This window comes from Kitasatospora sp. NA04385, assembly GCF_013364235.1.
Taxonomy (GTDB): Bacteria; Actinomycetota; Actinomycetes; order Streptomycetales; family Streptomycetaceae; genus Kitasatospora.
Genome location: NZ_CP054919.1, coordinates 1,670,462 through 1,695,525, shown reverse-complemented (window position 1 = coordinate 1,695,525; position 25,064 = coordinate 1,670,462). Strand labels below are relative to the sequence as shown.

Here is a 25,064-nt window from a genome sequence, read left to right as displayed (position 1 = left end):
AGCGTTCCTCTCCCACGCCTGCGAGGTGAGCTGTCGGATTCGGGCTGGAGTTGCCCGGCCGCGCGCACCGCGTGGTGCGTTCGGCTTCACCCCTAGCCCCGTGCGGTCCTTCGACCGCCCGGGGCGACTTACCTGGTTCCCCCGCCCCTGCCGTGGTGCGTTGTGCATGAGCCGACCCACCCGGCGGCAGGACTCGGCGTTCCGGGTGAGCTGGGTCCGTGTGTCCACGAACGTGGGCAGGAGATTAAGCGGATTCGAGGAGGATTCGCAAATGCCTGTGATCGGCGTCATAGTGTTCGGAATTCACGATCAAGGAATATCCGGCGAACTCCCCGACCGGTGGCGCGGCCTGGTCGCGCGTCAGGCAATTGGTGATCTTGCGCCCGTTTTGATGCGTTATGCAGGGCGGTGGGGGAGTATTCGGCTTTTGTGGCCATTCGCAGACGGGCATTTGTGCCCGATCGCCGGTTTGTCCGGCCGGGCCGGGCGCCCCGGCTCCGGGCTCCGGCGGCCCGGGGAATTCACCCGCGGGTCGGCGGCCGGAAAGCTCCGGCCCACGGCTCCGGAAGGCCGAACAGATGACTGATGGTACGTCAGGATGCTTAAGCGAAACGAAAGATGCCGCTTTCCGGGTCCGTTTCTGCCTATGCTGCCCCCGACGACGCGGGGTCGCGGGCCCCGGAAGGGCGGCCGAGGTGGAACAGCAGCGCAAGGGCGACCAACCGGCGCGGCACCGGCGGCCGCTGGTCGGGCGGCGCCGGATGCTGACCTGGCTGGCGGTCGGGACGGTGACGGCGCTCGGCGGGGGAGTGGTCCTCCGGCAGTCCCTCGCGGGGGCCGACGAGCCCGCCGCCCTCCCCGGGCCGGGCGGCGGCCCGCCGCCGACCGGCCACCGGCACGGCACCGAGACCGGTGCCCCGCCGCCCGCCTCGGCGTCCCCCCGGCCGTCCGCACCGCCCCCGTCGGTCGACCAGGGCGGCCGCCGGTGGTCGGACCCCAAGGGCTGGGGCGGCACGGTGCCCGGCCCCGGCAGCGCGGTGCGGATCACCGACAAGGTGCTGCTGGACGCCGACGCCCAGGTCGGCTCGCTGCTGGTGGAGAAGACCGGCTCGCTGGTGTTCGCCGCCGACAAGTCGCTGACGCTCGCCAGCGCGGGCAACGTCGAGGTGCGCGGCACCCTGGCGCTCGCCCCCGACGGCGCGCACACCCACACGCTGCGCTTCCCGGAGGTCGACGAGCGCCGCTTCGCCGGCGGCGGGATGACCGTCGTCGACACCGACACCGGCCTGTGGGTCACCGGCCAGGGCTACCTGCGGCTGGACGGCGCCCCCCGCACCGCCTGGACGCGCGCCGCCACCGCCCTCAAGCCCGGCGACACCACCGTCAAGCTGGCCGCCGCCCCCGTCGGCTGGCAGCCCGGCGACGAACTGGCCGTCACGCCCACCGCGCCGCCCGACACCGACGGGTTCTCCACCTCGTACGACCTGGTGACCGTCAAGCGGGTCGACGGCGCCACCGTCACCCTCACCGGACCGCTGCAGAACGCCCACCCCCGGGTGGCGCTCGGCGGCGGCGCGACCTTCGGCGCCGAGGTGCTCAACCTCAGCCGCAACGTCCGGGTCGAGGGCACCGAGCAGGGCCGGGCGCACGTCCACCTCACCTCCAGCCGCCCGGCCGACGTCCGGCACGCCGCGCTGCGCTGGCTCGGGCCGCGCGGCGACGGCAAGGACAGCTGGAACGGGAAGCCCGTCACCGAAGCGGTGCTCGGCCGGTACGGGCTGCACTTCCACATGCTGCTGGACACCTCGCGCGGCACCGTGGTCGAGGGCGTGGTGGTCCGCGACACCGGCAGCCACGCCTTCGTGCCGCACGCCAGCCACGGCATCACCTTCCGCGGCTGCATCTCCCACAACACCTGGGAGGACGCGTACTGGTGGGACGGCCCGATCGACACCCGCACCCCGCAGGGCCCCTCCGACGACATCGCCTACGAGGGCTGCGTCGCCTCCCGCACCGTCTTCGAGCCCAACCCGCGCGGCTACCGGCTCACCGGGTTCAGCCTCGGCGCCGGGACGGGCTCCTCGGCCCGGGACTGCGTGGCCGTCGGCGTCCAGGGCGCCACCGGCGCGTCCGGCTACGAGTGGCCGGAGACCAGCGAGGGCGTCTGGACCTTCGAACGCTGCCTGGCGCACAACAACCTGGAGAACGGCATCTTCGTCTGGCTCAACGCCGAGCACCACCACACCGTCACCCAGTACGCGGCCTACCACAACGGCGGCTGGGGCATCGAGCACGGCGCCTACCTGAACGACTTCGACTACACCGCCTCGGTGCTGTACGGCAACGCGGCCGGCGGCATCGCCGTGCACGCGCTGGGGCGGGACCAGGGCACCGTCTTCGACGGGCTGCTGATCGACGCCGCCGGGCAGTCCGACTACGCGGTGGCCACCCTCAAGCACCAGCTGGACGGCGAGTCGGTCACCCTCAGCCGCAGCCGGCTGACCGGCTACCGCAAGGCCGGAGTGGCGTTCCGGGCCACCGGCGACGGCAAGCCCGACGACATCGCCGTCCTGGACTGCGAGTTCGGCGGCCCCGGTGGCAGCGAGCTGTGGCTCGACCCGGACGCGCCCGACCCCAAGCGGATCCTGTTCCGCAAGGCCGGGCAGTCGCAGACCGTCTCGCTCGGCAAGGGCGGGGGAGGGCAGGGCGTGGCCGGCACCCCGTGGAACGCCACCACCGCCCCGGCCGAGGCGCCCACCCCGCCGCGGGCGGTCGCGCTGCCCGCGCTCGCCTTCACCGACAGCGCGCCGAAGACCGGGCGGGTCACCGCGGGCTGAACGAAGAGCTGAACGGGGGGAGGGGAGGGCTGAGCGAGGGGACGGGCGAACGGTCGAGCGTGCGGCCGGGCGGACGGTCGAGCGTGCGGCCGACCGCGGGTTGACCACCGGTGGCCGGGCGGTGTGCGGGTGCCGGGAAAAGCGCGACGGGCGGGAGCGCGTCGATTCGCTGCCCCTGCCCGTCGCGGTCCCTGGTCGGCGTCAGCGCGCCGCGTGCGCCCCCGGAGAGGTGCGCTGCTGCTCGGCGGCCGCCTCGGCGGCCTCCAGCTGCTCCTGGGTGGGCTCGGGGAGCGCCGCCAGGTAGGCGGAGGCGATCAGCTGGCCCACCGTCGGGTACGCGCCGATCGGGGCGGCGCTGGCGCAGCCGGTCTCCTCGGCGGCGGTGGCCAGCAGCTCGGGGTCGGCCTCCGGGCCGATCACCAGCGGGGCCAGCGCGGGGCGCTCGGAGCCGGTGGCGCGCAGGTGCGCGACGGCCGCGGCGACCGAGCCCGGCACGTCCAGCGCGGCCGGGACCACGGGCACCGCCAGCCGGGAGGCCAGCAGGACGCCGGTGATGCCCGCCGAGGCGGCCGCCTCCTCGCCGCCGACCGTGGTCAGCACCACGCCGTCGGCGGCGGTGGCGATGGCGAACAGCCGGGCCCGGTCGGCGCGGGCCAGCCCGGCCTCGGACAGCCGCACGTGCACGGCCTCGGCCAGCAGCGGGTGCGGGCCCAGCGGGTCCAGCACCTGGGCGCCGGTCTCGGCGGCCAGCTTGTGCAGTTCGGGCAGGAAGTCGTGCGCTCCGGGGACCAGCGGCACGATCACCGGCGCGGGCAGGCCCGCCTCGGCGGCGGCCGCCAGCAGGCCGGCCACCGTCGGCGCGTCCTCACCGCCGAGGTAGGCCGCCGTCACCTCGATGCCCGACTGCTCGGTGCGGACGACGGAGAGCAGCTCCTCGACGACCGGGCGGCTCTCCGGCCCGGCGACGGCCGGAACCGCCAGCACCAGGGCGGGCGAACCGGACATGATCTCGGGGCGCTCGGGACGGCGGTGGCGCCCCCGCGCACGGGAGCCTGGCGTACGGACGGGCAGTGGCGCGCCCGGGATGGCTGCTGTGCTCATGCGCCAGATCGTAGGACATGTCCCCGCGCGCGTTGCAGTCGGATACCGGCAGCGGGCGGCTTTCCGCCAGGAAGTGACAGTGATCACAGCGCGAACCGTGACTGCCTGTGAACCGCGTTGTAGGGGGTGATGATCGACAACGCGCTGACAGGTGTGTGCGGACGGTCATGGAGTGACTGGCGTTTCGCCCGGCTGTGTCCGCTTACGCACCGTCAATTACGCTGCTGTGAAGGCTTGGTGTCGGCATCGGCACGTTCCTTTGCACGGGAGATTTCCCATGCTGATGCACGTGCATCCGGGTTATCATCACGTCAAGTGAGGCATTCGCCAGGCTTTGGGGAGAAGACAATGCGTGAGGCGTACAACGGCATGGCGGCGACCGACCTGGACGGGGTGGTCTGGCAGAAGAGCCGTCACAGCAACTCGAAGGGCAACTGCGTGGAATTCGCCGCGCTGCCGAACGGCGACGTGGCGATGCGCAACTCGCGCTTCCCGGAGGGCCCGGCGCTGGTCTACACCCGCGCGGAGATCACCGCGATGCTGCTCGGCGTGAAGGACGGGGAGTTCGACCACCTGGGAGGCACGCCCTGACTGGGCGCCAACTCCCGTGCACCCGGGCCGTCGTGGGATGACACCACGACGGCCTCCGTGTTTTTCCGGACGAGACGGGTTGCCGGGCGGGTCTCCCGGCGTGCCCCCGGGAACGGGCCCCCGGGCCCCCGGGCCGGCGGTTCGGGCGCGGCCGGGGGTTCGGGCGTGGGTCGGGGGTTTAGGCGGGTCGGGAGTTCAGGCGGAGCGGCGGTGGCGGCCGGGGTTCGGCAGCTGCTCCGGGCCCGGCCCGGCCGCGTGCGCGTCGAACAGCGCCCAGACCACCTTGCCCGCGCCCGCCAGCGGGTGCCAGCCCCAGGAGCGGGAGAAGGAGTCCACCAGGTGCAGGCCGCGGCCGGACTCGGCCACGAAGTCGGCCTCCCGGGCGACCGGGCCGGTGCTGGACGGGTCACTGACCGCGCAGACCACCTGCGGGGAGCGGTGCACCAGGCTGATCCGGATGGGCAGGATCTCGGCCGCCTGCGGACCGTTCCGGAGCGGCACCCGGGACGGTTCGCTCTGGCCGAGCGCGTGCCGCAGCGCGTTGGTCACCAGCTCGGAGGCCACCAGCGCGACGTCGTCGAAGATCTCCGCCAGGCCCCAGCCGTCCAGCGTCCGTCTGGTGAACTCCCGTGCGGTGCGCACCGCTTCGAAGCGGGGAGCGAGGGTGCAGCTGACCACATGAGGGTCGGTCGCCAGGACCGTACCGGTGCTCATGAAGAGCTCCTCCCATAAGGGGGCGGACACGGCGGGACCCACCGGGGTCATGCCGGTCACCTCCGACTCGCTCGGCCGCCGAGCCGCCGGGTCGACCGGTCCGCACACACAAGTGCCCAGCGACGCGCGGGCGTTGCCGGGAGGGTGTGCGGGTTCGCGCATGGGGTCGACGCGGAGCCCGCGGGATTGCCAGGGCGTGCAAGTGCACGTGCACCATGGTCCTCTGCGCTTACGGCAGATGCAAGAGTCGATTCACGTGCAGTCGTGCGATTGGCATATGCATGGTCCGGATGCACGTGCAAGATGGACCCGATGTGGCCGAAGCGGTAGCCCGCTGCACCACTACCGGCACTCAGTGCGCCCAACTGATGGCAGACTGTGCAACTGGTCCGTCCAAGTGGAGGTTTGGTCAGATGACCACAGTTCAGCCCGGCGGGGGCTCGATGGTGCGCCGCATCCTCCTCGGCTCCCAGCTCCGTCGGCTCCGCGAGGGCTGCGCCATCACCCGGGAGGACGCCGGCTACGCGATCAGGGCCTCCGAGTCCAAGATCAGCCGCATGGAACTCGGCCGGGTCTCCTTCAAGGAGCGCGACGTCGCCGACCTGCTCAGCCTCTACGGGCTGGCCGCGGGCCCCGACCGCGAAGCCCTGCTCGCCCTCGTCCGCGAGGCCAACAAGTCCGGCTGGTGGCACAGTTACAACGACGTGCTGCCCAACTGGTTCCAGACCTACATCGGCCTGGAGGAGGCCGCCGCGCTGATCCGCACCTACGAGGTGCAGTTCGTCCCCGGTCTGCTCCAGTGCGAGGAGTACGCCCGGGCGATCTTCGCGCAGAACCGGCCCGCCCTCGACGACGAGGAGATCGACCGCCGCGTCGCCCTGCGCACCCGTCGCCAGACGCTGCTCACCGAGGGCCGCGGCCCCAAGTTCTGGGCCGTCATCGACGAGGCCGCGCTGCGCCGCCCGGTCGGCGGCCCCGAGGTGATGCGGGCCCAGCTGGAGCACCTGGTGGAACTGGCCCAACTGCCCAGCGTGGTCGTCCAGGTGATGCCGTTCCGGTTCGGCGCGCACGCCGGTGAGAGCGGCGCCTTCTCGGTGCTGCGCTTCCCCGAGCAGGACCTGCCCGACGTGGTCTACGTGGAGCAGCTGACCAGCGCCCTCTACCTGGACAAGCGCGACGACGTCGACGAGTACCTGCAGGTGATGGAGCGGCTGTGCGTGGACAGCCTCACCCCGCAAGAGACGCTCGACCTGCTGCAGTCGATCCTCAAGGGGCAGTGACCGGCGGTCGGGTGGTCGGGTGGTCGGATGGTGGGGCGGTCGGGTGGTCCGGTCGTCCGGCGGTTCGCGGCGGCCGTGCGGTCCGGTGGCGGTCGTCCGGTCCGGCGGGGCCGGCGCGGGGGAGCCGTCCGCGGGCGCCGGTGTGCGCCGGTGCCCGGCGGTGGTGCGGGCGGCGCAGGTGGTGCGCCGCCGACCTCCTTGCCGTCGGCGGCGGTTCGGTATCGGCGGCGCCGGTCGGATTGACCGTGGCCCGGCGAACTGCCATGGTGTCTGCTCCGAAGTCCGCACCGCCCCTCCGGGCCGCGTGCGGACGGCGCACCGGCTCCACCAACACGGGGGTTTGGTGGAGCCGGGTACCGCTGCACCAGCGGGGCGCTCCGGGCGGCGAGGGGTCGACCGCCCGGGTGTTCCTCAGTGCGCCGACCGCACCTCCTTCGCCTTGGCATCCGCCTTCGCATCCGCCTTCGCATCCGCCTTCGCACCCGTCGCCTCCGGCGCCGCCGCACCTGCCGCCGACACCGCGCGGCCGGAGCGGAGCGCGCCGGTCAGCGCGATCAGCAGGCCGAGCGCGGTGGTGCCCGTCACCAGCAGCAACGCGGGCCGGTAGCCCGCCAGTTGGGCGTGCGCGTCGGTGCCGCCGGCGCTGCCCGCGGTGAGCACCGCGGTGGTGACGGCCAGCACGATCGCGCCGCCGACCTGGAGCGCGGTGTTCACCAGGCCCGAGGCCAGGCCCTGTTCGTCGTCCGACACCCCGGAGGTCGCCGCCACGTTGATGGAGGGGAAGGCCAGCGCGAAGCCCGCGCCGATCAGCAACATGCTCGGCAGCACCAGGCCGAGGAAGCCGCTGTGCTCGTCCAGCCGGAGGAACAGCGCGTAGCCCAGCACCATCGAGGCCACGCCGACCGGCAGTACCCGGGCCGAGCCGAACCTGTCCAGCAAGCGGCCGACCGCGCCGGCCGAGAACGCCACCACCGCGCCGCCCGGCAGTAGCCCGAACGCCGTCTCCAGCGCCGACCAGCCCAGCAGCCGCTGCAGGTACAGCGTGGCCACGAACTGGAAGCCCGCGTAACTGCCCATCAGCGTCAGCGCCGTCAGGTTCGCCCGGCGGACGCCCGCGTCCCGGAAGATGCCGAGCCGGACCAGCGGGTGGGCGGTACGTGCCTCTATCAGCAGGAAGGCCGCGGCCAGCGCCGCCACCAGCAGCAGCGACCCGATCGTGCGGGCCGACAGCCAGCCCGCGCCCTGGGCCTCCGTCACCGTGAACACCAGCAGCAGCACCGCCGCGGTGCCTGTGATCGCGCCCGCCACGTCGTACCCGCCCGAGGCGCGGTGCTCGTCGCCGCGGCGGGGCAGCAGCTTGACGCCGGCGACCAGGGCGATCAGCGCGACCGGGACGGGCATCAGGAACGTCAGCCGCCAGCCGGCCGACGTCAGCAGGCCGCTGATCACCAGGCCGAGCGAGAAGCCGGCCGCCGAGCAGGTGGTGTAGATGGACAGCGCCCGGTTGCGGGCCGGGCCCTCCGGGAACGTCGTCGTGATGATGGAGAGGCCGGCCGGGGCGGTGAACGCGGCGCTGACGCCCTTCAGGAAGCGGGCGCCGATCAGCAGCGGCCCGCTGTCCACCAGCCCGCCCAGCAGCGAGGCGCCGGCGAACACGGCCAGCGCGACCAGGAACACCCGGCGGCGGCCCAGCAGGTCGGCCGCCCGGCCGCCGAGCAGCAGCAGCCCGCCGTAGCCGAGGACGTAGCCGCTCACCACCCACTGCAGGGCGGAGTCGGACAGGTGCAGGTCGGCGCCGATGGAGGGCAGGGCGACGCCGACCATCGAGACGTCCAGCGCGTCCAGGAACATCGCGGCGCACAGGACCACCAGGGCGCCCCACAAGCGCGGACTCCAGCGGGTGCCGTCGGCCGGGCCGGGGATCGGGCCGTCGGTCGGGGCGCCGGCCGGGCGGGCGGCCGGATCGGCGGTCGGGTGGGCGTCGGGCCCGGGTGCGTCGAGCACGGGAGTGCGGATCACTGTCGTGTCGGTCATGGCACCGTACGCTACATGCATGTGCATGGGATGCAAACGCATTTAATGTGGCTGCATCAAATGCGTGTGCATGTGCTAACCTGGCGGCGTGACCGACTTCGACCCAGACCACGACCCGGCCGCGGAGACGGCGCTCAGCGAGCAGTGGCGCGCCCTGCTGGCCCGCCACGCGGCCACCTCCTGCGCCATCGACCGCGAGCTGGGCGAGGCGTTCGGGCTCGGCGTCAGCGAGTTCGAACTGCTGGAGCGGCTGCGGGAGTTCGAGCTGGAGAAGCCGGGCGGCGGCGAGCGCGCGCAGACCCTGGCCGGCACCGTCCACCTCAGCCAGAGCGCGTTCTCCCGGCTGGTCGCCCGGATGGAGAAGGCCGGCCTGCTCCGGCGCACGCACTGCGTCGACGACCGGCGCGGCATCTACATCGCGCTCACCGAGGAGGGCCGCGAGCGCTACCTCAAGGCCCGCCCCGTGCACCGCCGGATCCTCGCCGAGACGCTCGGCCCCGAGGGCTGAGCCGAGGACTACCCGAGGACTGCCCGAGGACTGAGGGAGCGGGGCGGCAGCGGGGGAGGCCCCCGGGGAGGGGCGCCGGGCCCCGAACCGCCGTCAACCGGCGGGCCGGGCGCGCGATTTCACGACCGGTCGGCCCGGAGCGTTCGTCCGGAGGCCGCCCGGGGCGTTCGCCCGGAGGCCGGATCGGGGACGCCGCGCCCGGCGGTTCAGAGCAGCGTCGACAGCCCCGGCGCCGCCGCCAGCAGCACCGCGCCCAGCGGGGCCGCCAGCGCCGCCAGGGTCCACCCCAGCCGGGCCGGCACCGGCAGCCGGGGCTCGCCCAGCAGCAGCCGGTCCACCCGCGCGGGGGACTGCGCCAGCTGGGCCGGCGGGCAGGAGGCGAACACCGAGCTGTTCAGCTCCGCCAGCGCCAGCGCCGTGGTCACCCGCCCGTGCCGCCGCGCCGCCCGGTCGTCCGCCGCCAGCTCCACCAGCACCGCCACCTGGTCGCGGAACGCGGAGAACACCCCCACCCCCGGGAACCCGGTGGCCAGCGCCTGCGCGCACTGCGCCAGCCAGTGGTGCCGGGCCCGGACGTGGCCGCGTTCGTGGCTCAGCACCGCCGCCAGCTCCCGGTCCGACAGCTGTTGCAGGGCCCCCGTGGTCACCACCAGCCGGGCCCGCGGCCCCGGCAGCGACCAGGCCTGCGGCCGGACGTTCTCCAGCACCACCAGCGGCTCCCGCACCCGGCGCCGACGCGGCAGCAGCGAACTCGGCAACTCCGGCGCCCGACTCACCAGTTGGGCGTGCCGGTGGCCGCGCTCGGCCCGCGCCGAACGGATCTCCCGGGCCAGCGACACCGCCGTCCACACCCCGCCCGCCGCCAGCACCGCCGCCGACAGCCGGCCCCAGCCCTCCAGGCCGGCCAGCCCGTACGCGTCCTCCACCCCGGCCGGAGCGCCCGCGAACACCGCGTCCCGCCAGTCGGGCAGCGCCGCCGCACTCGCCAGCAGCAGGCTCAGCACGCAGCACAGCAGCACCGCGACCACCAGCATCTGCCACACCAGCAGGGCCAGCACCGGTTCGCGCTCCGGCCAGCGGGCCCGGGCCAGCCGGCTCGGCGCCACGGTGGCGAGCAGCAGTCCGAGCAGCAGCAGGCTCAGCAGTGCCGTCATGGCAAGGTCTCCCCGAGGGAGGGGGCGAGGGCGCGGCGGTGCGCCTCCCCCAACCTATGCCGCCGCACGCCCGCGCGGAACGCCCGGGTGGGTCCAGTGACCAAGGCCACGCCCGGGCACCGCCCCCGACACCCCGTCAGCCCCCGCCGGGGCCCGCCGGACCGCGCGCCCGTACGCCCCCCGCGCCCGCGTTCACATCGACAGCAGCATCGCGAACATCCCGATCCCCATCGCCGCCCGGCACGCCTGCGGCAGCGGCGCCGCCACCGCCGGACCGCCCACCGCCGGACCGCCCGCCGCCGGACCGCCCACCGCCAGCACCCGGCTGCCCTCCCACAGCGCGTACGCCCCGAAGTACACCAGCAGCACCCCCGTCAGGACCGGCAGCCCGTCCGGCTGCCCGTGGTGCCCGGCGTGCCCGCCCGCCGTGCCGCCCCCGCCCGCCATCGCCAGCGCCATGTACGCCATCGCCAGCGCACCGATCCCGTGGTGCAGCCGGTGCGCCCGCAGCCCCGCCCCGCGCCCGGCCAGCGCGCCCACCAGCAGCACCGCCGCCAGCAGCGCGTACGGCCACCCCCAGAACACCCCCGGCAGCAGCGCCATCCCGGCCATGCCCAGGCCCATCGCGGCCTCCAGCACGTCCGACTCCCGGCGCGCCCGGTGGTGCCCGCCGCAGGCCGGGTCGGTGCTCCAGCGGCGCACCCGCCACCCGCAGTAGCCGCCGCTGCCCGCGGCCAGTGCGGCCAGCAGCCAGCTCACCAGCGCCGGACCGTGCATCGCGTCCCCCTCCGTGCCCTCGGCACCGGACCCGCCGGGTCCGGCCGCTCCCCCCACGATCACCGACCCCGCCCGGGCGCAGCAGGGCGCGAACGGGGGCGCACCGAGGCGTTACCGGCCCGGTGCGCACCGTGGGCGCCCCGGTGGCGGGCCGGTGGGCCCCGGGGCATGGTCGGGGCAGATCGGACGCCCGTCCCCGCCGACGCCGGATCTGTCCGGTTTCATCCACGGCGGCGGGAACGGCGGACGGCGGTACTACGAACTGGAGCGTCTACCGTCAAACTGGCCTTGAGCCGGAGAACCTTTCGCATTTAACGTGGTCCTGTCGAAATAACTCCTGTCGAAGTGAGCCTGTGATGCAGAATCTTTCGCCGACGCTCGCGCTCGCGGGCGACGCCCACGCCACCGAACCGGCCGCGGGCCAGGCCGCGGGTGCGGCCGGCCGCCCCGCCTGGTCGCGCCTCAAGACCGCCGTGGAGGCCCTCCGCCCGCTGCAGTCCAAGGACGGCTCGATCGACCTGGCCGCCGTGCCGCGCGCGGACGTCGACCCGCTGGTCGAGACCGTGCAGCAGGCCGTCGCCGAACTGGCCCCGCTCTTCCCGCACGACGCCGACTACCTGGCCGCCGTCCGCGCCGACCTGCGCAAGTGGGCCGGCACCGGCTACCGCGAGCCCGACTTCCTCGACTCGCTGCTGGCCTTCCGCCCCGACGAGCACCGCGTCGACGGCACCGGCCACCTGGTCGTCTTCCCGATGTACACCCAGAACGGCAACCCGGACCGCAACCTGGAGGCCGTCCTGCTGAAGGTCGTCTGGCCCGACTGGATCGCCGAGCTGGAGCGCACCCGCTTCGACAACCCCGGCTACCTCGGCATCGCCTTCGAGGACTTCACCGCCGGCTACGACACCAACTCCGCCGTGCTCTTCCCCGAGACGGTCGCCGTCCGCGAGGCGCCGGAACGTTTCACCTGGGGCGGCATCTTCTGCGACCGCGAAGCCGCCCGCTTCCGCGCCGTCACCACCAGCGCCGTCCGCCAGCTCGGCCTGGACATCCCCGCCGACGCCGCCGGCCTGCTCCGGGACCAGGACCGCACCCAGCAGACCTTCGTCCTGTGGGACCTCGTCCACGACCGCACCCACAGCCACGGCGACCTGCCGTTCGACCCCTTCATGATCAAACAGCGCAGCCCGTTCTGGATGTACGGCCTCGAAGAGCTCCGCTGCGACCTCAACACCTTCAAGGAGTCGGTCCGCCTGGAGGCCGAGGGCCACCCCCAGGGCCGCGACGTCCAGTACGCCATCCTCTTCGACCGGCTGTTCCGCTTCCCGGTCAGCGGCGACCGCGTCCGCAACTACGACGGCCTCGGCGGCCAGCTGCTCTTCGCCTACCTCCACAAGCACGACGCCCTGCGCTGGCGCGACAACCGGCTCACCATCGACTGGAGCCGGGTCGCCGACACCACCAACCAGCTCTGCGCCGAGATCGAGACCCTCTACCGCGACGGCATCGACCGCCCCAAGACCGCCCACTGGATCGCCGCCTACCAGCTGGTCTCCCGCTACCTCACCCCGCACCCCGCCTCCACCTGGGCCAAGGGCCCCGAGGCGCTCCCGCTGGACCTCGCCGACGACAAGGCACTGCGCAAGGCGCTGTGCGACGCCGTCCACCCCGACGAGTTCCCGCTCAGCATGTTCTACGAAGCCCTGGCCAAGAAGCTCGGCCGCGTCATCGCCGGCACCAAGGGCATCACCGGCACCAGCACCCAGGAGGTCGCCGCATGAGCGCCCGCACGGACGCCCGCCCCCTCGACGGAAAGGTGATCGCCGTCGCCGGAGCCAGCGGCCCCGCCGGCCGGGCCACCCTGCGCCGCCTCGCCGCCGACGGCGCCACCGTCATCGGCGCCGACATCGACCAGCACCGCCTGGACGCCGCCCTCGGCACCGTCCGCGCCGCCGTCCCCGGCGCCCGGGTCGACGGACAGGTCATCGACCTGCTCGACCCGCAGGAGGTGCACGACTGGGCCGACCACCTGGAGGCCGAGCACGGCCGCGTCGACGGACTGCTCCACCTCGTCGGCGGCTGGCGCGGCAGCAAGACCTTCTTCGACTCCCGCATCGACGACTGGGACTTCCTGCACGACACCGTCGTCCGCACCCTCCAGCACACCTCGCTGGCCTTCCAGCCCGCCCTGCTGCGCAGCCCCGCCGGCCGCTACGCCATGGTCTCCGCCGCCGCCGCGCACAAGCCCACCGCGGGCGGCGCCGCGTACGCCGCGGCCAAGGCCGCCACCGAGGCCTGGACCCTCGCGATGGCGGACTCCTTCCGCAAGGAGACCACCGCCCCGGACGGCGCCCCCACCGCGGCCGCCGTCATCCTGGTCATCAAGGCCCTGGTCAGCCCCGAGATGCGCACGGAGAAGCCGGACGCCAAGTTCCCCGGCTTCACCGACACTGCCGACCTGGCCTCCACCCTGGCGTCCCTCTGGGAGCGCCCCGCAGCAGAACTGAACGGACAGCACCTGTGGCTGACAGCCCGATGACCCCTCCCGTGACCGGCCCGACCGACGCGGTGCGGCACCACGACCCCGCCGTCCGCGGCTTCGCCAGCGACAACTACGCCGGCGTCCACCCCGAGGTGCTCGCCGCGATCGCCCTCGCCAACGACGGCCACCAGATCTCCTACGGCGAGGACGCCTACACCGAGCACCTGCAGACCGTCTTCCGCCGCCACTTCGGCGACCGCGCCGAGGCCTACCCCGTCTTCAACGGCACCGGCGCCAACGTCGTCGCGCTGCAGGCGGTGCTCCCGCGCTGGGGCGCCGTCATCGCCGCCGAGAGCGCGCACATCAACGTCGACGAGTGCGGCGCCCCCGAGAAGCTCGCCGGCATCAAGATCCACACCGTCCCCACCCCCGACGGCAAGCTCACCCCCGCCCTGATCGACCGGCAGGCCTGGGGCTGGGGCGACGAGCACCGCGCCCAGCCGCTCGCCGTCTCGATCACCCAGTCCACCGAACTCGGCACCCTCTACACCGTCGACGAGGTCCGGGCGATCTGCGAGCACGCCCACGAACGCGGCATGCTCGTCCACATGGACGGCTCCCGGCTCGCCAACGCCGCCGCCTCCCTCGGCGTCCCGTTCCGCGAGTTCACCACCGACGCCGGTGTCGACGTCCTCTCCTTCGGCGGCACCAAGAACGGCCTGCTGCTCGGCGAGGTCGTGGTCGTCCTCGACCCCGACAAGGTCCGCAACCTCAAGTACCTGCGCAAGATGTCGATGCAGCTCGCCTCGAAGATGCGCTTCGTCTCGGTCCAGTTCGAGGCCCTCCTCACCGGCGACCTCTGGCTCCGCAACGCCGGCCACGCCAACGCGATGGCCCGCCGCCTGGAGGCCGCCGTCCGCGACATCCCCGGCGTCACCGTCGTCCGCCCCGTCCAGGCCAATGCCGTCTTCGCCCTCCTCCCGCGCGAGGTCAGCGAGCGCCTCCAGAAGCGCTACCGCTTCTACTTCTGGGACGAGCACACCGGCGAGGTCCGCTGGATGGCGGCCTTCGACACCACCGAACAGGACATCGACGCCTTCGCCGCCGCGATCGCCGAGGAGATGGCCCGCCAGGCCTGACAAGGACGTTCGACTCGTGCGCCGGGTCGGGAACGGGACGCTGTTTGCACCCGCTCCCGATCCGGCGTAGTGTTGACTGGTCGCTCGGCAGGGAGCACCGGACACGCATCTGTGTGGACGGTCCCGGGGCGGCCAATCCCCTGAGAAACCAGTTCGATGATCCGTGACGGGTCGCGTCCTTTTCGCGTCCCCGTTCGTATTGTCGGCGTGCGCTTTTCCGGAGATTGCGGCCGATTCGCTTTACGGAGCGGGGATCGGCTAGAGTTTGAAACGTCGGACGGGGCGTCAAGCCGCAGAAGACGAAAGCGAGTCGGGAAAGAGCACAGGCTCGGATCTGATAAGCTGGGAACACGAAAGAACGAAGCGCCCGGAGATGCGGTCGGAAGGCCGGTCGAAGGAAGCATCCGTTCCTTGAGAACTCAACAGCGTGCCAAAAGTCAACGCCAGATATGTTGACATCCCCGGCCGGCCGGTATCGGTTGGTTGGAGATTCCTTTATGAAGTATCACTAGCGAGGACGCAGTGCGCGGGGCCGCCTTATTCCGGTGGTTGCTGTGCCGCTCTTTCGTGAGAAGCATTCACGGAGAGTTTGATCCTGGCTCAGGACGAACGCTGGCGGCGTGCTTAACACATGCAAGTCGAACGGTGAAGCCCTTCGGGGTGGATCAGTGGCGAACGGGTGAGTAACACGTGGGGAATCTGCCCTGAACTCTGGGACAAGCCTTGGAAACGAGGTCTAATACCGGATACGACCGTCTCCCGCATGGGGGTCGGTGGAAAGCTCCGGCGGTTCAGGATGATCCCGCGGCCTATCAGCTTGTTGGTGGGGTAATGGCCTACCAAGGCGACGACGGGTAGCCGGCCTGAGAGGGCGACCGGCCACACTGGGACTGAGACACGGCCCAGACTCCTACGGGAGGCAGCAGTGGGGAATATTGCACAATGGGCGAAAGCCTGATGCAGCGACGCCGCGTGAGGGATGACGGCCTTCGGGTTGTAAACCTCTTTCAGCAGGGAAGAAGCGCAAGTGACGGTACCTGCAGAAGAAGCACCGGCTAACTACGTGCCAGCAGCCGCGGTAATACGTAGGGTGCGAGCGTTGTCCGGAATTATTGGGCGTAAAGAGCTCGTAGGCGGCCTGTCGCGTCGGATGTGAAAGCCCGGGGCTTAACCCCGGGTCTGCATTCGATACGGGCAGGCTAGAGTGTGGTAGGGGAGATCGGAATTCCTGGTGTAGCGGTGAAATGCGCAGATATCAGGAGGAACACCGGTGGCGAAGGCGGATCTCTGGGCCATTACTGACGCTGAGGAGCGAAAGCGTGGGGAGCGAACAGGATTAGATACCCTGGTAGTCCACGCCGTAAACGTTGGGAACTAGGTGTTGGCGACATTCCACGTCGTCGGTGCCGCAGCTAACGCATTAAGTTCCCCGCCTGGGGAGTACGGCCGCAAGGCTAAAACTCAAAGGAATTGACGGGGGCCCGCACAAGCAGCGGAGCATGTGGCTTAATTCGACGCAACGCGAAGAACCTTACCAAGGCTTGACATACGCCGGAAACGTCTAGAGATAGGCGCCCCCTTGTGGTCGGTGTACAGGTGGTGCATGGTTGTCGTCAGCTCGTGTCGTGAGATGTTGGGTTAAGTCCCGCAACGAGCGCAACCCTTGTTCTGTGTTGCCAGCGAGTAATGTCGGGGACTCACAGGAGACTGCCGGGGTCAACTCGGAGGAAGGTGGGGACGACGTCAAATCATCATGCCCCTTATGTCTTGGGCTGCACACGTGCTACAATGGCCGGTACAAAGGGCTGCGATGCCGTGAGGCGGAGCGAATCCCAAAAAGCCGGTCTCAGTTCGGATTGGGGTCTGCAACTCGACCCCATGAAGTTGGAGTTGCTAGTAATCGCAGATCAGCATGCTGCGGTGAATACGTTCCCGGGCCTTGTACACACCGCCCGTCACGTCACGAAAGTCGGTAACACCCGAAGCCGGTGGCCTAACCCGTAAGGGGAGGAGCCGTCGAAGGTGGGACCAGCGATTGGGACGAAGTCGTAACAAGGTAGCCGTACCGGAAGGTGCGGCTGGATCACCTCCTTTCTAAGGAGCACATGGCCGGATGCGAGCGAATGTCTCGCACGGTTGCTCATGGGTGGAACGTTGACTATTCGGCACAGGGCGTGAGCCCCACTAGTACTGCTTCGGCGTGGAACGTGTGGGTGATGGTCCTGGGTCGGGCACGTTGTTGGGTCCTGAGGGAACGAGTAATCGTTGTCTCTGGGATGCCGGCCTCATGCCGGGCGCCTCCTTGATGGGGTGTCGGGTTTGGGTGTCTGGTCGTTGTTTGAGAACTGCACAGTGGACGCGAGCATCTGTGGCCAAGTTTTTAAGGGCGCACGGTGGATGCCTTGGCACCAGGAACCGATGAAGGACGTGGGAGGCCGCGATAGGCCCCGGGGAGCTGTCAACCGAGCTTTGATCCGGGGGTGTCCGAATGGGGAAACCCGGCAGTCGTCATGGGCTGTCACCCATACCTGAACACATAGGGTATGTGGAGGGAACGCGGGGAAGTGAAACATCTCAGTACCCGCAGGAAGAGAAAACAACCGTGATTCCGGGAGTAGTGGCGAGCGAAACCGGATGAGGCCAAACCTTGAGCGTGTGAGACCCGGCAGGGGTTGCGCTCGAGGGGTTGTGGGAAAGTTCTTCAGTCGTCTGCCGGCGGCTGGGCGAGTCAGAAACCGTATGGGTAGTCGAAGGACATGCGAAAGGTCCGGCGTAGAGGGTAAGACCCCCGTAGACGAAATCTGTACGGCTCGCTTGAGCTTCTCCCAAGTAGCACGGGGCCCGAGAAATCCCGTGTGAATCTGGCGGGACCACCCGCTAAGCCTAAATATTCCCTGGTGACCGATAGCGGATAGTACCGTGAGGGAATGGTGAAAAGTACCGCGGGAGCGGAGTGAAATAGTACCTGAAACCGTGTGCCTACAAGCCGTGGGGGCAGCCTTCGGGCTGTGACTGCGTGCCTTTTGAAGAATGAGCCTGCGAGTTTGCGGTGTGTAGCGAGGTTAACCCGTGTGGGGTAGCCGTAGCGAAAGCGAGTCCGAATAGGGCGTTCGAGTTGCATGCCCAAGACCCGAAGCGGAGTGATCTAGCCATGGGCAGGTTGAAGCGGAGGTAAGACTTCGTGGAGGACCGAACCCACCAGGGTTGAAAACCTGGGGGATGACCTGTGGTTAGGGGTGAAAGGCCAATCAAACTCCGTGATAGCTGGTTCTCCCCGAAATGCATTTAGGTGCAGCGTCGTGTGTTTCTTGCCGGAGGTAGAGCACTGGATAGGCGATGGGCCTCACCGGGTTACTGACCTTAGCCAAACTCCGAATGCCGGTAAGTGAGAGCGCGGCAGTGAGACTGTGGGGGATAAGCTCCATGGTCGAGAGGGAAACAGCCCAGAACACCGACTAAGGTCCCTAAGCGTGTGCTAAGTGGGAAAGGATGTGGAGTCGCAGAGACAACCAGGAGGTTGGCTTAGAAGCAGCCACCCTTGAAAGAGTGCGTAATAGCTCACTGGTCAAGTGATTCCGCGCCGACAATGTAGCGGGGCTCAAGCACACCACCGAAGTCGTGTCATTGCAGCAATACTCCCAACGGAGGCTGTGATGGGTAGGGGAGCGTCGTGTGCCGGGTGAAGCAGCCGAGGAATCGAGTTGTGGACGGTTCACGAGTGAGAATGCAGGCATGAGTAGCGATACAAGAGTGGGAAACTCTTGCGCCGATTGACCAAGGGTTCCTGGGTCAAGCTGATCTGCCCAGGGTAAGTCGGGACCTAAGGCGAGGCCGACAGGCGTAGTCGATGGACAACGGGTTGATATTCCCGTACCCGCTTTGAAGCGCCAACGTCGAACCAGGTGATGCTAAGGCCGTGAAGCCGGCCCGGAGTCTTCGGACGATGGGACGTGGTGGAGCCGCCGGTCCGAGCCTGTAGTAGGTGAGCGATGGGGTGACGCAGGAAGGTAGTCCAGCCCGGGCGGTGGTAGTCCCGGGGTAAGGGTGTAGGACGTTGCGTAGGCAAATCCGCGCAGCACATAGTCTGAGACCTGATGCCGAGCCGATTGTGGTGAAGTGGATGATCCTATGCTGTCGAGAAAAGCCTCTAGCGAGTTTCATGGCGGCCCGTACCCCAAACCGACTCAGGTGGTCAGGTAGAGAATACCGAGGCGTTCGGGTGAACTGTGGTTAAGGAACTCGGCAAAATGCCCCCGTAACTTCGGGAGAAGGGGGGCCATTGCTGGTGACGGGATTTTCTCCCCGAGCTGGTGGTGGCCGCAGAGACCAGCGAGAAGCGACTGTTTACTAAAAACACAGGTCCGTGCGAAGCCGTAAGGCGATGTATACGGACTGACGCCTGCCCGGTGCTGGAACGTTAAGGGGACCGGTTAGTCCGACTTCGGTCGGGCGAAGCTGAGAACTTAAGCGCCAGTAAACGGCGGTGGTAACTATAACCATCCTAAGGTAGCGAAATTCCTTGTCGGGTAAGTTCCGACCTGCACGAATGGCGTAACGACTTCTCGACTGTCTCAACCACAGGCCCGGTGAAATTGCATTACGAGTAAAGATGCTCGTTTCGCGCAGCAGGACGGAAAGACCCCGGGACCTTTACTATAGCTTGATATTGGTGTTCGGTTCGGCTTGTGTAGGATAGGTGGGAGACTGTGAGACCCGGACGCCAGTTCGGGTGGAGTCGACGTTGAAATACCACTCTGGTCGTGCTGGATGTCTAACCTGGGTCCGTGATCCGGATCAGGGACAGTGTCTGGTGGGTAGTTTAACTGGGGCGGTTGCCTCCTAAAGGGTAACGGAGGCGCCCAAAGGTTCCCTCAGCCTGGTTGGCAATCAGGTGTTGAGTGTAAGTGCACAAGGGAGCTTGACTGTGAGACTGACGGGTCGAGCAGGTACGAAAGTAGGGACTAGTGATCCGGCGGTGGCTTGTGGAAGCGCCGTCGCTCAACGGATAAAAGGTACCCCGGGGATAACAGGCTGATCTTCCCCAAGAGTCCATATCGACGGGATGGTTTGGCACCTCGATGTCGGCTCGTCGCATCCTGGGGCTGGAGTAGGTCCCAAGGGTTGGGCTGTTCGCCCATTAAAGCGGTACGCGAGCTGGGTTTAGAACGTCGTGAGACAGTTCGGTCCCTATCCGCTGTGCGCGTAGGAGTGTTGAGAAGGGCTGTCCCTAGTACGAGAGGACCGGGACGGACGAACCTCTGGTGTGCCAGTTGTCCTGCCAAGGGCATGGCTGGTTGGCTACGTTCGGGAGGGATAACCGCTGAAAGCATCTAAGCGGGAAGCCTGCTTCGAGATGAGCACTCCCACCTCCTTGAGAGGGTAAGGCTCCCAGTAGACGACTGGGTTGATAGGCCGGATATGGAAGCCCTGTGAGGGGTGGAGTTGACCGGTACTAATAGGCCGAGGGCTTGTCCTCAGTTGCTCGCGTCCACTGTGTTGTTCTGAAACAACGACCCCCACCCCCGCTCCGGCGGGCGGGTGGGCGGTGCACAGTTTCATAGTGTTTCGGTGGTCATAGCGTGAGGGAAACGCCCGGTTACATTCCGAACCCGGAAGCTAAGCCTCACAGCGCCGATGGTACTGCAGGGGGGACCCTGTGGGAGAGTAGGACGCCGCCGAACAATCATTGGGAGAAAGCCCCCTGACGGGAAGTCGGGGGGCTTTCTCGCGTTTCCGGGGGAGTTCCCGGGGTCGGACACGGGGATGAAAGGTGCCGGCCGGGGTGTTGGTCGTTGTGCGCGGGCCGTTGGGGCGGACGATCGGGAAGAGGTGCGGGGCGGATGGTCGGGTTGCGGGTGGGCGTGTCGCTTCAGCCGGGGTGGCCGGTGGGGGACGGGCGGGCGGTGCTGCGGGCCGCGGGGGTGGCCGAGGAGCTGGGGTTCGATCATGTGGCGGTCGGGAACCGGGTGTTGGAGAGCGGGTTCGGGGTGGACGCGGATCCGTTGGTGCTGTTGGGGGCGGTGGCGGGGGTGACCTCGCGGGTGCGGTTGCTGACATCGGTGCTGGTGGTGCCGTACTACCGGGCGGTGGTGCTGGCGAACCAGGTGGCGACGTTGGACGTGGTGTCGGGCGGGCGGCTGGTGCTGGGCGTGGGGACGGGGTGGAACCCGGAGGAGTTCGCGGCGGCGGGGGTGCCGGTGCGGGAGCGCGGGGCGCGGACGGACGACCACCTGGGGGCGGTGCGGGCGTTGTGGGGGGAGCGGCCGGCCGCGTTCGCGGGGCGGTTCACGGGGTTCGAGGGGGCCCGGTCGGGGGTGGCGCCGGTGACGGCGGGCGGGCCGCCGGTGTGGGTGGGCGGGCACAGTGAGGCGGCGTTGCGGCGGGTGCTGCGGTTCGGGGACGGGTGGTACGGGACGGGGGTGGACGCGGGGCAGGTGCGGGAAGTGCGGCGTCGGCTCGGGGAGTTGGCGGAGAACGGCGCGGACCGGACGGACGTGGAGCGGTTGGCGGTGGCGGGGGCGGTGTTCCTGACGCCGCCGGGGGTGCCGGTGGCGCTGGAGGCTCCGGGGCGGCCGTTGGGCGGGGCGGCGGCGAGCGCGGGGAGCGTGGTGGCGGAGCTGGGGGAGTTGGCGGAGGCGGGGCTGACGGACTGCACGCTGTGGCTGCCGGTGGCGGCGGAGCACCTGGTGCCGGCGATGGAGTGGGTGGCGGCGGAGGTGGTGCCGCAGTTGGGGTGAGTGGCGGAGGTGGCGGAGTGGCGTGTTCCGGGAGTGGGCGGGGGCGGGATCTTCTAGGCTCGGCTTCCGGACCGGCCGGGTCGGACCGGTCGGGTCAGCTGGAAGGGACGTCGGCGTGCTGCTCGGTCTTCGGACGGTCATTCATCCTGCGCGGGACCTCGCTGCGGCGAAGGCGTGGTGGAGCTCGGTGCTGGGGGTGGAGCCGTACTTCGACGAGCCGTTCTACGTGGGGTTCAACGTGGGCGGCTACGAGTTGGGGCTCGATCCGAACGCTGATCCGGCGGTCGGGCCGGTGTCGTACTGGGGCGTGCGGGACGTCGACGTGGCGGTGGCGCGGTTCGTGGCGGTCGGGGCGGCGGTGCGGGAGCAGGTGCAGGAGGTCGGCGGCGGAATCCGGGTGGGGACGGTGATCGAGCCTTCGGGTGCGGTGGTCGGGCTGATCGAGAACCCCCATTTCGTGCTGCCGGAGGGCAAGGAGGACAAGGAGGGCGTGGGCGACGAGGGCGAGGGGCCGGGCCGCTGAGGAGGGGGACGGGTGGGGTACCACGGGTGGTGGATGCTGGGGGTGGTGCCCGACGGGGCTGCGGCGGCGGTGCGCTGGCCGGGGCGCCCGGCGGGTGCGGCCGCCTCCTTGGCGTGGTGGCGGGAGCATCCGGGGGCGGACCGGGAGCGGTTGCGGGTCCTGTTCGAGTCCTGGGGGCACGAGGAGGGCGAGGAGGAGCAACTCGACGAGACCCGCTGGGAGTTGCTGAGGATGCTGGAGGGGCGTCCGGAGCAGGAGCGCTGGGCGTTCGGGGTGCGGAAGGCGTTCCCGTTCCACGCCTTGGCGTTCGCGCTGGGGCCGGACGGGGTGGAGCGGTTGCCGGGCTGGGCCGGCGAGTTCGTCTGGGACGCCGGGCAGGTGCGGGAGCGGTTGCCCGAGGTGGAGGCGGTGCTGGGGGTGACCGGGGCGGCGCGGGAGGCGGCGTTCGGGCGCGCGGCGGAGTGGTTGGCGGGGGTCGGTGACGGTGACGGGCAGGTGGCGGAGCTGTTCGAGGAGCCGTTGCGGGTGCTGCGGGCCGCGGCGCGGGCGGGGGAGGGCGCGATGGGGGTGGAGATGGTGTTCTGAGGACGAGGAGGAGGACGGGCCGCCGGCGGGTCAGCGGGCGTGGTGGTCGTTGGCGACCAGGACGCGGGCCAGGCGGGCGGCGGCGGTGGTGACGGCGGGCCAGGCCGGGGAGTTCAGGTGGTCGGCCGAGCGGGGGTCGGGCGGGAGGCCGGCCCGGAGGGTGCGGAGGGCGGCGCCGAGGTCCGCGATGAGGGCGGCCTCCTCGCCGGTGCGCAGGGTGTGGCCGATCCACGGGAGCGGGTCGTCGGCGTCGCACGCCTCGGTGAACAGGGTGGTGAGCAGGGGCGCGGGGTCGAACGCGTCGTCCTGCAGGCCGGGAGCGGCAAGGGTGAGGACCGCGGCCACCAGCTGGTGGCGCAGCGCGGGGAGGGCGGGGCCGCGGTCGGTCACCGGGGGAGCGTACCGGCCGGGGGGTGAACGGTCAGGCGTAGGGGGCGAGTCGGGGGTCGACGGGGGCGTCGGTCAGGCGGTTGGCGAAGGTGGAGAGGGTGTAGGCGCCGATGCCGAGGACGATCTCCAGGGCGTTGCGTGGGGTGAAGCCGTGGCCGAGGAAGGCGGCGAGGTCGGGTTCGGGGACGGCGCCGGTGTGGTCGAGGACGGAGTGGACGAAGGCCCGGACGGCCTCCAGCCGGGCGTCGGGCAGCGGCTGCTGGGCGCGCAGGGCGGCGATCAGCTCGGGGGCGGCGGCCAGCCCGGTGAGGGTGGCGGTGTGCATGGCGACGCAGACGTGGCAGCCGTTGCGGGCGGCGATGGTGAGGATGACGGTCTCGCGGACCACCGGGTCCAGCTCGGTGCGGTCGAACATGGCGGTCAGCTTGAGGAAGCCGTCGAGGAGTTGGGGCGCGTGGGCGAGGCGGGCGGCGGCGGAGGGCAGGTAGCCGAGGTGGCGGGTGACCTGGTCGAGCTGGCGGCGGGCGTCCGCGGGGGCGGTGTCGGGGGTGAGGTCGGGGAAGTACGCGCCGGTGGTCGGGACGGTCGGGACGGCCGGGGAGGCGTGGGCGGGCGTGGGCATGGGTGTGCCTTTCGGGCGTGATGGCGTGATGGCGTGCCGGGGCGGCCGGGAGGGCGGGCTCCGGCTGCGCGTCCTAGAATGGACAACGTGGTTGACCAAAACGTAAACCAGGTTGTCGATTCGCGCAACGGGGATCCCGACGGGCCGGGCCGGGCCGGGTTCGAGCTGCCGCTGCTGCTGTTCGCCGGATTCCGCACGATCATCGACGAGTTGCACGCCGAGCTGGCCCGGCAGGGCCACCCGGACGCGCGGCCCGCGCACGGCTTCGCGCTCCAGGCGATCGGCGTGGACGGGGCCACCGCGAGCGAGCTCGGCCGCCGGCTGGGGGTGTCCAAGCAGGCGGCGGGCAAGACGGTGGACCGGCTGGAGGCGCTCGGGTACGCGGAGCGGGCGGACGACCCGCAGGACGCCCGGCGCAAGCTGGTCCGGCTGACGCCGCGCGGGCTGGACATGCTCGCCAGGTCGGCGGCCGGGTTTGACGAGATCCGGGCCCGCTGGGCGGCCGTGCTCGGGGAGCGGCGCCTGCGCGAACTGGAGGACGGGCTCGCGGAGTTGGTCGGCCCGTCCGGCTTCCGGCTGGACGCGGCGGGCTGGTTCACCGGCTGAGCGGGAAGCGGCCCGGCGGGAAGCGGACGCGCGGCAACCGGCCGGAGAGCCGGACGCCCCCGGCGCGCGGACGGCGGGCCGGGGGCGGAGCGGATGGAGGCGGATGGAGAGGGCGGAGCGGTGGCGGAACGCGGTCGCGGCGGGGGCTACTTGCCGTTCTTGTCGGGGTCGGCGGCGAAGGTGATCACGCCGAGGTAGCCGTCACCGTCCTCGGTGACCTTCAGCAGCATGGACGGCTGGTAGATGCCGTCCCCGTCGTTGAAGGTGTCGCGGCCGCTGTGGGTGCTGTACGGGGTCTTGGCGAACACCGCGCTGTTCAGCGACTCGTCCATCATCACCTGGGTGGTGAGGGTGCGTTCGTCGCCGATGTGCACCATCGCGTGGACGTGGACGGTACGGCCCGAGTACCAGCCCGGCCAGATGGTGGTGAACTCGACGATGCCGTCCTGGTTGGTGACCTGGGCGCCGCGCAGGTAGCGCTTGTCGTCCTGCGGGGTCAGGTCGGCCATGCCGTCGTCGGCGCCGCCACCGCCACCGCCGACGTCCGGGCCGCCCGACGGGGGAGTGCCGCCACCGCCGGGGCCACCGCCCGTGCCGCCGCCACCGCCGCCGCTGGACAGCTGCTCGGCGCCCGAGTACTTCCCGGCGGCGTCGCAGTGCCAGATCTCCACCACCGCGCTCGGGATCGCCTTGCAGGTCTCGCTGTCCTGCACCCGGAGGGCCAGGCGCAGCCGGACGCCCGCGCGGTCCTCGCGGATGTCGCTGCGGATCCTGTCGGCGTCGAAGTAGTACGGGCCCTGGGTGGTCTGCGCGGTCAGGGCGCAGGTGTTGGTGTCCGCGAACAGGCCGGTCAGGTCCTCGGTGGTGGAGGACTGCGGGGAGATCGGGGCGTCGGCCCCGGTGGTGGTCTTCGCGCTGGTGCCGCCCCCGCCCCCGCCAACGCCGGAGCAGGCCGCCAGCAGCGCATCGGATGAGAGGACGATG

At 70.5% G+C, this 25,064-nt stretch carries 19 protein-coding genes, 3 rRNA genes and 1 riboswitch; of the genes, 14 read left to right on the top strand and 8 right to left on the bottom strand.

From position 1 onward, the window contains the following. A riboswitch (cyclic di-AMP (ydaO/yuaA leader) is annotated at nucleotides 1–170 on the bottom strand. Between the two features lie 525 nt (nucleotides 171–695). Continuing rightward, nucleotides 696–2,837 (top strand): hypothetical protein, encoded by a 2,142-nt coding sequence (locus HUT16_RS07300; RefSeq protein WP_176186600.1) that lies wholly within the window; start codon nucleotides 696–698, stop codon nucleotides 2,835–2,837. A 201-nt stretch (nucleotides 2,838–3,038) separates the two neighbouring features. Here the strand turns inward: HUT16_RS07300 and HUT16_RS07295 are convergent, their stop codons facing one another. Then, nucleotides 3,039–3,938, bottom strand: coding sequence for a sirohydrochlorin chelatase (locus tag HUT16_RS07295; protein WP_254897677.1), 900 nt, complete (start codon nucleotides 3,936–3,938; stop codon nucleotides 3,039–3,041). 348 nt (nucleotides 3,939–4,286) lie between these two features. Between HUT16_RS07295 and HUT16_RS07290 the strand changes: the two genes are divergently transcribed. After that, a complete protein-coding gene (locus HUT16_RS07290; RefSeq protein WP_033222278.1) occupies nucleotides 4,287–4,529 on the top strand; it encodes a DUF397 domain-containing protein in 243 nt (80 codons plus the stop codon). A 195-nt stretch (nucleotides 4,530–4,724) separates the two neighbouring features. Here HUT16_RS07290 and HUT16_RS07285 read toward each other — a convergent pair whose 3' ends face one another. Beyond that, the gene (locus tag HUT16_RS07285; protein ID WP_217712039.1) at nucleotides 4,725–5,243 is read right to left on the bottom strand and encodes an ATP-binding protein; all 519 of its coding nucleotides are present in this window, start codon (nucleotides 5,241–5,243) and stop codon (nucleotides 4,725–4,727) included. A 413-nt stretch (nucleotides 5,244–5,656) separates the two neighbouring features. Between HUT16_RS07285 and HUT16_RS07280 the strand changes: the two genes are divergently transcribed. Further along, entirely contained in the window at nucleotides 5,657–6,523 is an 867-nt protein-coding gene (locus tag HUT16_RS07280) for a helix-turn-helix transcriptional regulator (protein WP_176186598.1), read from the top strand. A gap of 411 nt (nucleotides 6,524–6,934) precedes the next feature. Here the strand turns inward: HUT16_RS07280 and HUT16_RS07275 are convergent, their stop codons facing one another. Beyond that, nucleotides 6,935–8,557, bottom strand: coding sequence for an MFS transporter (locus HUT16_RS07275; protein WP_254897676.1), 1,623 nt, complete (start codon nucleotides 8,555–8,557; stop codon nucleotides 6,935–6,937). 88 nt (nucleotides 8,558–8,645) lie between these two features. On the opposite strand from HUT16_RS07275, the gene HUT16_RS07270 reads away from it, so the two are divergent. Then, nucleotides 8,646–9,065 (top strand): MarR family winged helix-turn-helix transcriptional regulator, encoded by a 420-nt coding sequence (locus HUT16_RS07270; protein ID WP_176186596.1) that lies wholly within the window; start codon nucleotides 8,646–8,648, stop codon nucleotides 9,063–9,065. A gap of 206 nt (nucleotides 9,066–9,271) precedes the next feature. On the opposite strand, the gene HUT16_RS07265 is transcribed toward HUT16_RS07270, so the two are convergent. Next, nucleotides 9,272–10,219: a M56 family metallopeptidase gene (locus HUT16_RS07265; RefSeq protein ID WP_176186594.1), complete on the bottom strand. Its 948-nt coding sequence runs from the start codon at nucleotides 10,217–10,219 to the stop codon at nucleotides 9,272–9,274. Between the two features lie 192 nt (nucleotides 10,220–10,411). After that, complete coding sequence (locus HUT16_RS07260; protein ID WP_176186592.1) at nucleotides 10,412–10,996, bottom strand: DUF5134 domain-containing protein; 585 nt, start codon at nucleotides 10,994–10,996, stop codon at nucleotides 10,412–10,414. Between the two features lie 356 nt (nucleotides 10,997–11,352). On the opposite strand from HUT16_RS07260, the gene HUT16_RS07255 reads away from it, so the two are divergent. The 9 genes from HUT16_RS07255 to HUT16_RS07215 all read left to right on the top strand — a co-directional run bounded on the left by HUT16_RS07255 (nucleotide 11,353) and on the right by HUT16_RS07215 (nucleotide 22,462). After that, on the top strand, nucleotides 11,353–12,777 hold the full coding sequence (locus tag HUT16_RS07255) for a DUF6421 family protein (RefSeq protein WP_176186590.1): 1,425 nt from the start codon (nucleotides 11,353–11,355) through the stop codon (nucleotides 12,775–12,777). Beyond that, nucleotides 12,774–13,535, top strand: a complete 762-nt coding sequence (locus tag HUT16_RS07250) for an SDR family NAD(P)-dependent oxidoreductase (protein ID WP_176186588.1) — start codon at nucleotides 12,774–12,776, stop codon at nucleotides 13,533–13,535. The genes HUT16_RS07255 and HUT16_RS07250 overlap by 4 nt, the downstream gene beginning before the upstream one ends. Continuing rightward, the gene (locus tag HUT16_RS07245) at nucleotides 13,532–14,617 is read left to right on the top strand and encodes a low specificity L-threonine aldolase (RefSeq protein WP_176186587.1); all 1,086 of its coding nucleotides are present in this window, start codon (nucleotides 13,532–13,534) and stop codon (nucleotides 14,615–14,617) included. The genes HUT16_RS07250 and HUT16_RS07245 overlap by 4 nt, the downstream gene beginning before the upstream one ends. A gap of 577 nt (nucleotides 14,618–15,194) precedes the next feature. Further along, nucleotides 15,195–16,711 (top strand): 16S ribosomal RNA (locus HUT16_RS07240). A 276-nt stretch (nucleotides 16,712–16,987) separates the two neighbouring features. Continuing rightward, a 23S ribosomal RNA gene (locus HUT16_RS07235) occupies nucleotides 16,988–20,093 on the top strand. 88 nt (nucleotides 20,094–20,181) lie between these two features. Next, nucleotides 20,182–20,298: ribosomal RNA gene (gene rrf / locus HUT16_RS07230) — 5S ribosomal RNA — on the top strand. The 16S, 23S and 5S rRNA genes sit together here, the layout of an rRNA operon. 159 nt (nucleotides 20,299–20,457) lie before the next feature. Beyond that, nucleotides 20,458–21,354, top strand: coding sequence for a TIGR03619 family F420-dependent LLM class oxidoreductase (locus tag HUT16_RS07225; RefSeq protein WP_176186585.1), 897 nt, complete (start codon nucleotides 20,458–20,460; stop codon nucleotides 21,352–21,354). A 115-nt stretch (nucleotides 21,355–21,469) separates the two neighbouring features. Continuing rightward, nucleotides 21,470–21,877, top strand: a complete 408-nt coding sequence (locus tag HUT16_RS39145; protein WP_176186583.1) for a VOC family protein — start codon at nucleotides 21,470–21,472, stop codon at nucleotides 21,875–21,877. 12 nt (nucleotides 21,878–21,889) lie between these two features. Continuing rightward, on the top strand, nucleotides 21,890–22,462 hold the full coding sequence (locus tag HUT16_RS07215; RefSeq protein ID WP_176186581.1) for a hypothetical protein: 573 nt from the start codon (nucleotides 21,890–21,892) through the stop codon (nucleotides 22,460–22,462). Nucleotides 22,463–22,492: 30 nt separating this feature from the next. Here the strand turns inward: HUT16_RS07215 and HUT16_RS07210 are convergent, their stop codons facing one another. Together HUT16_RS07210 and HUT16_RS07205 are read right to left on the bottom strand one after the other, a co-directional pair. Beyond that, nucleotides 22,493–22,852, bottom strand: a complete 360-nt coding sequence (locus tag HUT16_RS07210) for a hypothetical protein (protein ID WP_176186579.1) — start codon at nucleotides 22,850–22,852, stop codon at nucleotides 22,493–22,495. 31 nt (nucleotides 22,853–22,883) lie between these two features. Beyond that, nucleotides 22,884–23,474 carry a carboxymuconolactone decarboxylase family protein gene (locus HUT16_RS07205; RefSeq protein ID WP_176186578.1) on the bottom strand — a complete coding sequence of 197 codons (591 nt, stop codon included), beginning with the start codon at nucleotides 23,472–23,474 and terminating at the stop codon, nucleotides 22,884–22,886. Between the two features lie 78 nt (nucleotides 23,475–23,552). Here HUT16_RS07205 and HUT16_RS07200 point away from each other — a divergent pair, with 78 nt between their 5' ends. Next, entirely contained in the window at nucleotides 23,553–24,080 is a 528-nt protein-coding gene (locus HUT16_RS07200) for a MarR family winged helix-turn-helix transcriptional regulator (RefSeq protein WP_176186576.1), read from the top strand. 146 nt (nucleotides 24,081–24,226) lie between these two features. On the opposite strand, the gene HUT16_RS07195 is transcribed toward HUT16_RS07200, so the two are convergent. Beyond that, the gene (locus HUT16_RS07195) at nucleotides 24,227–24,793 is read right to left on the bottom strand and encodes a hypothetical protein (protein WP_217712038.1); all 567 of its coding nucleotides are present in this window, start codon (nucleotides 24,791–24,793) and stop codon (nucleotides 24,227–24,229) included. Between the last annotated feature and the right edge of the window lie 271 nt (nucleotides 24,794–25,064).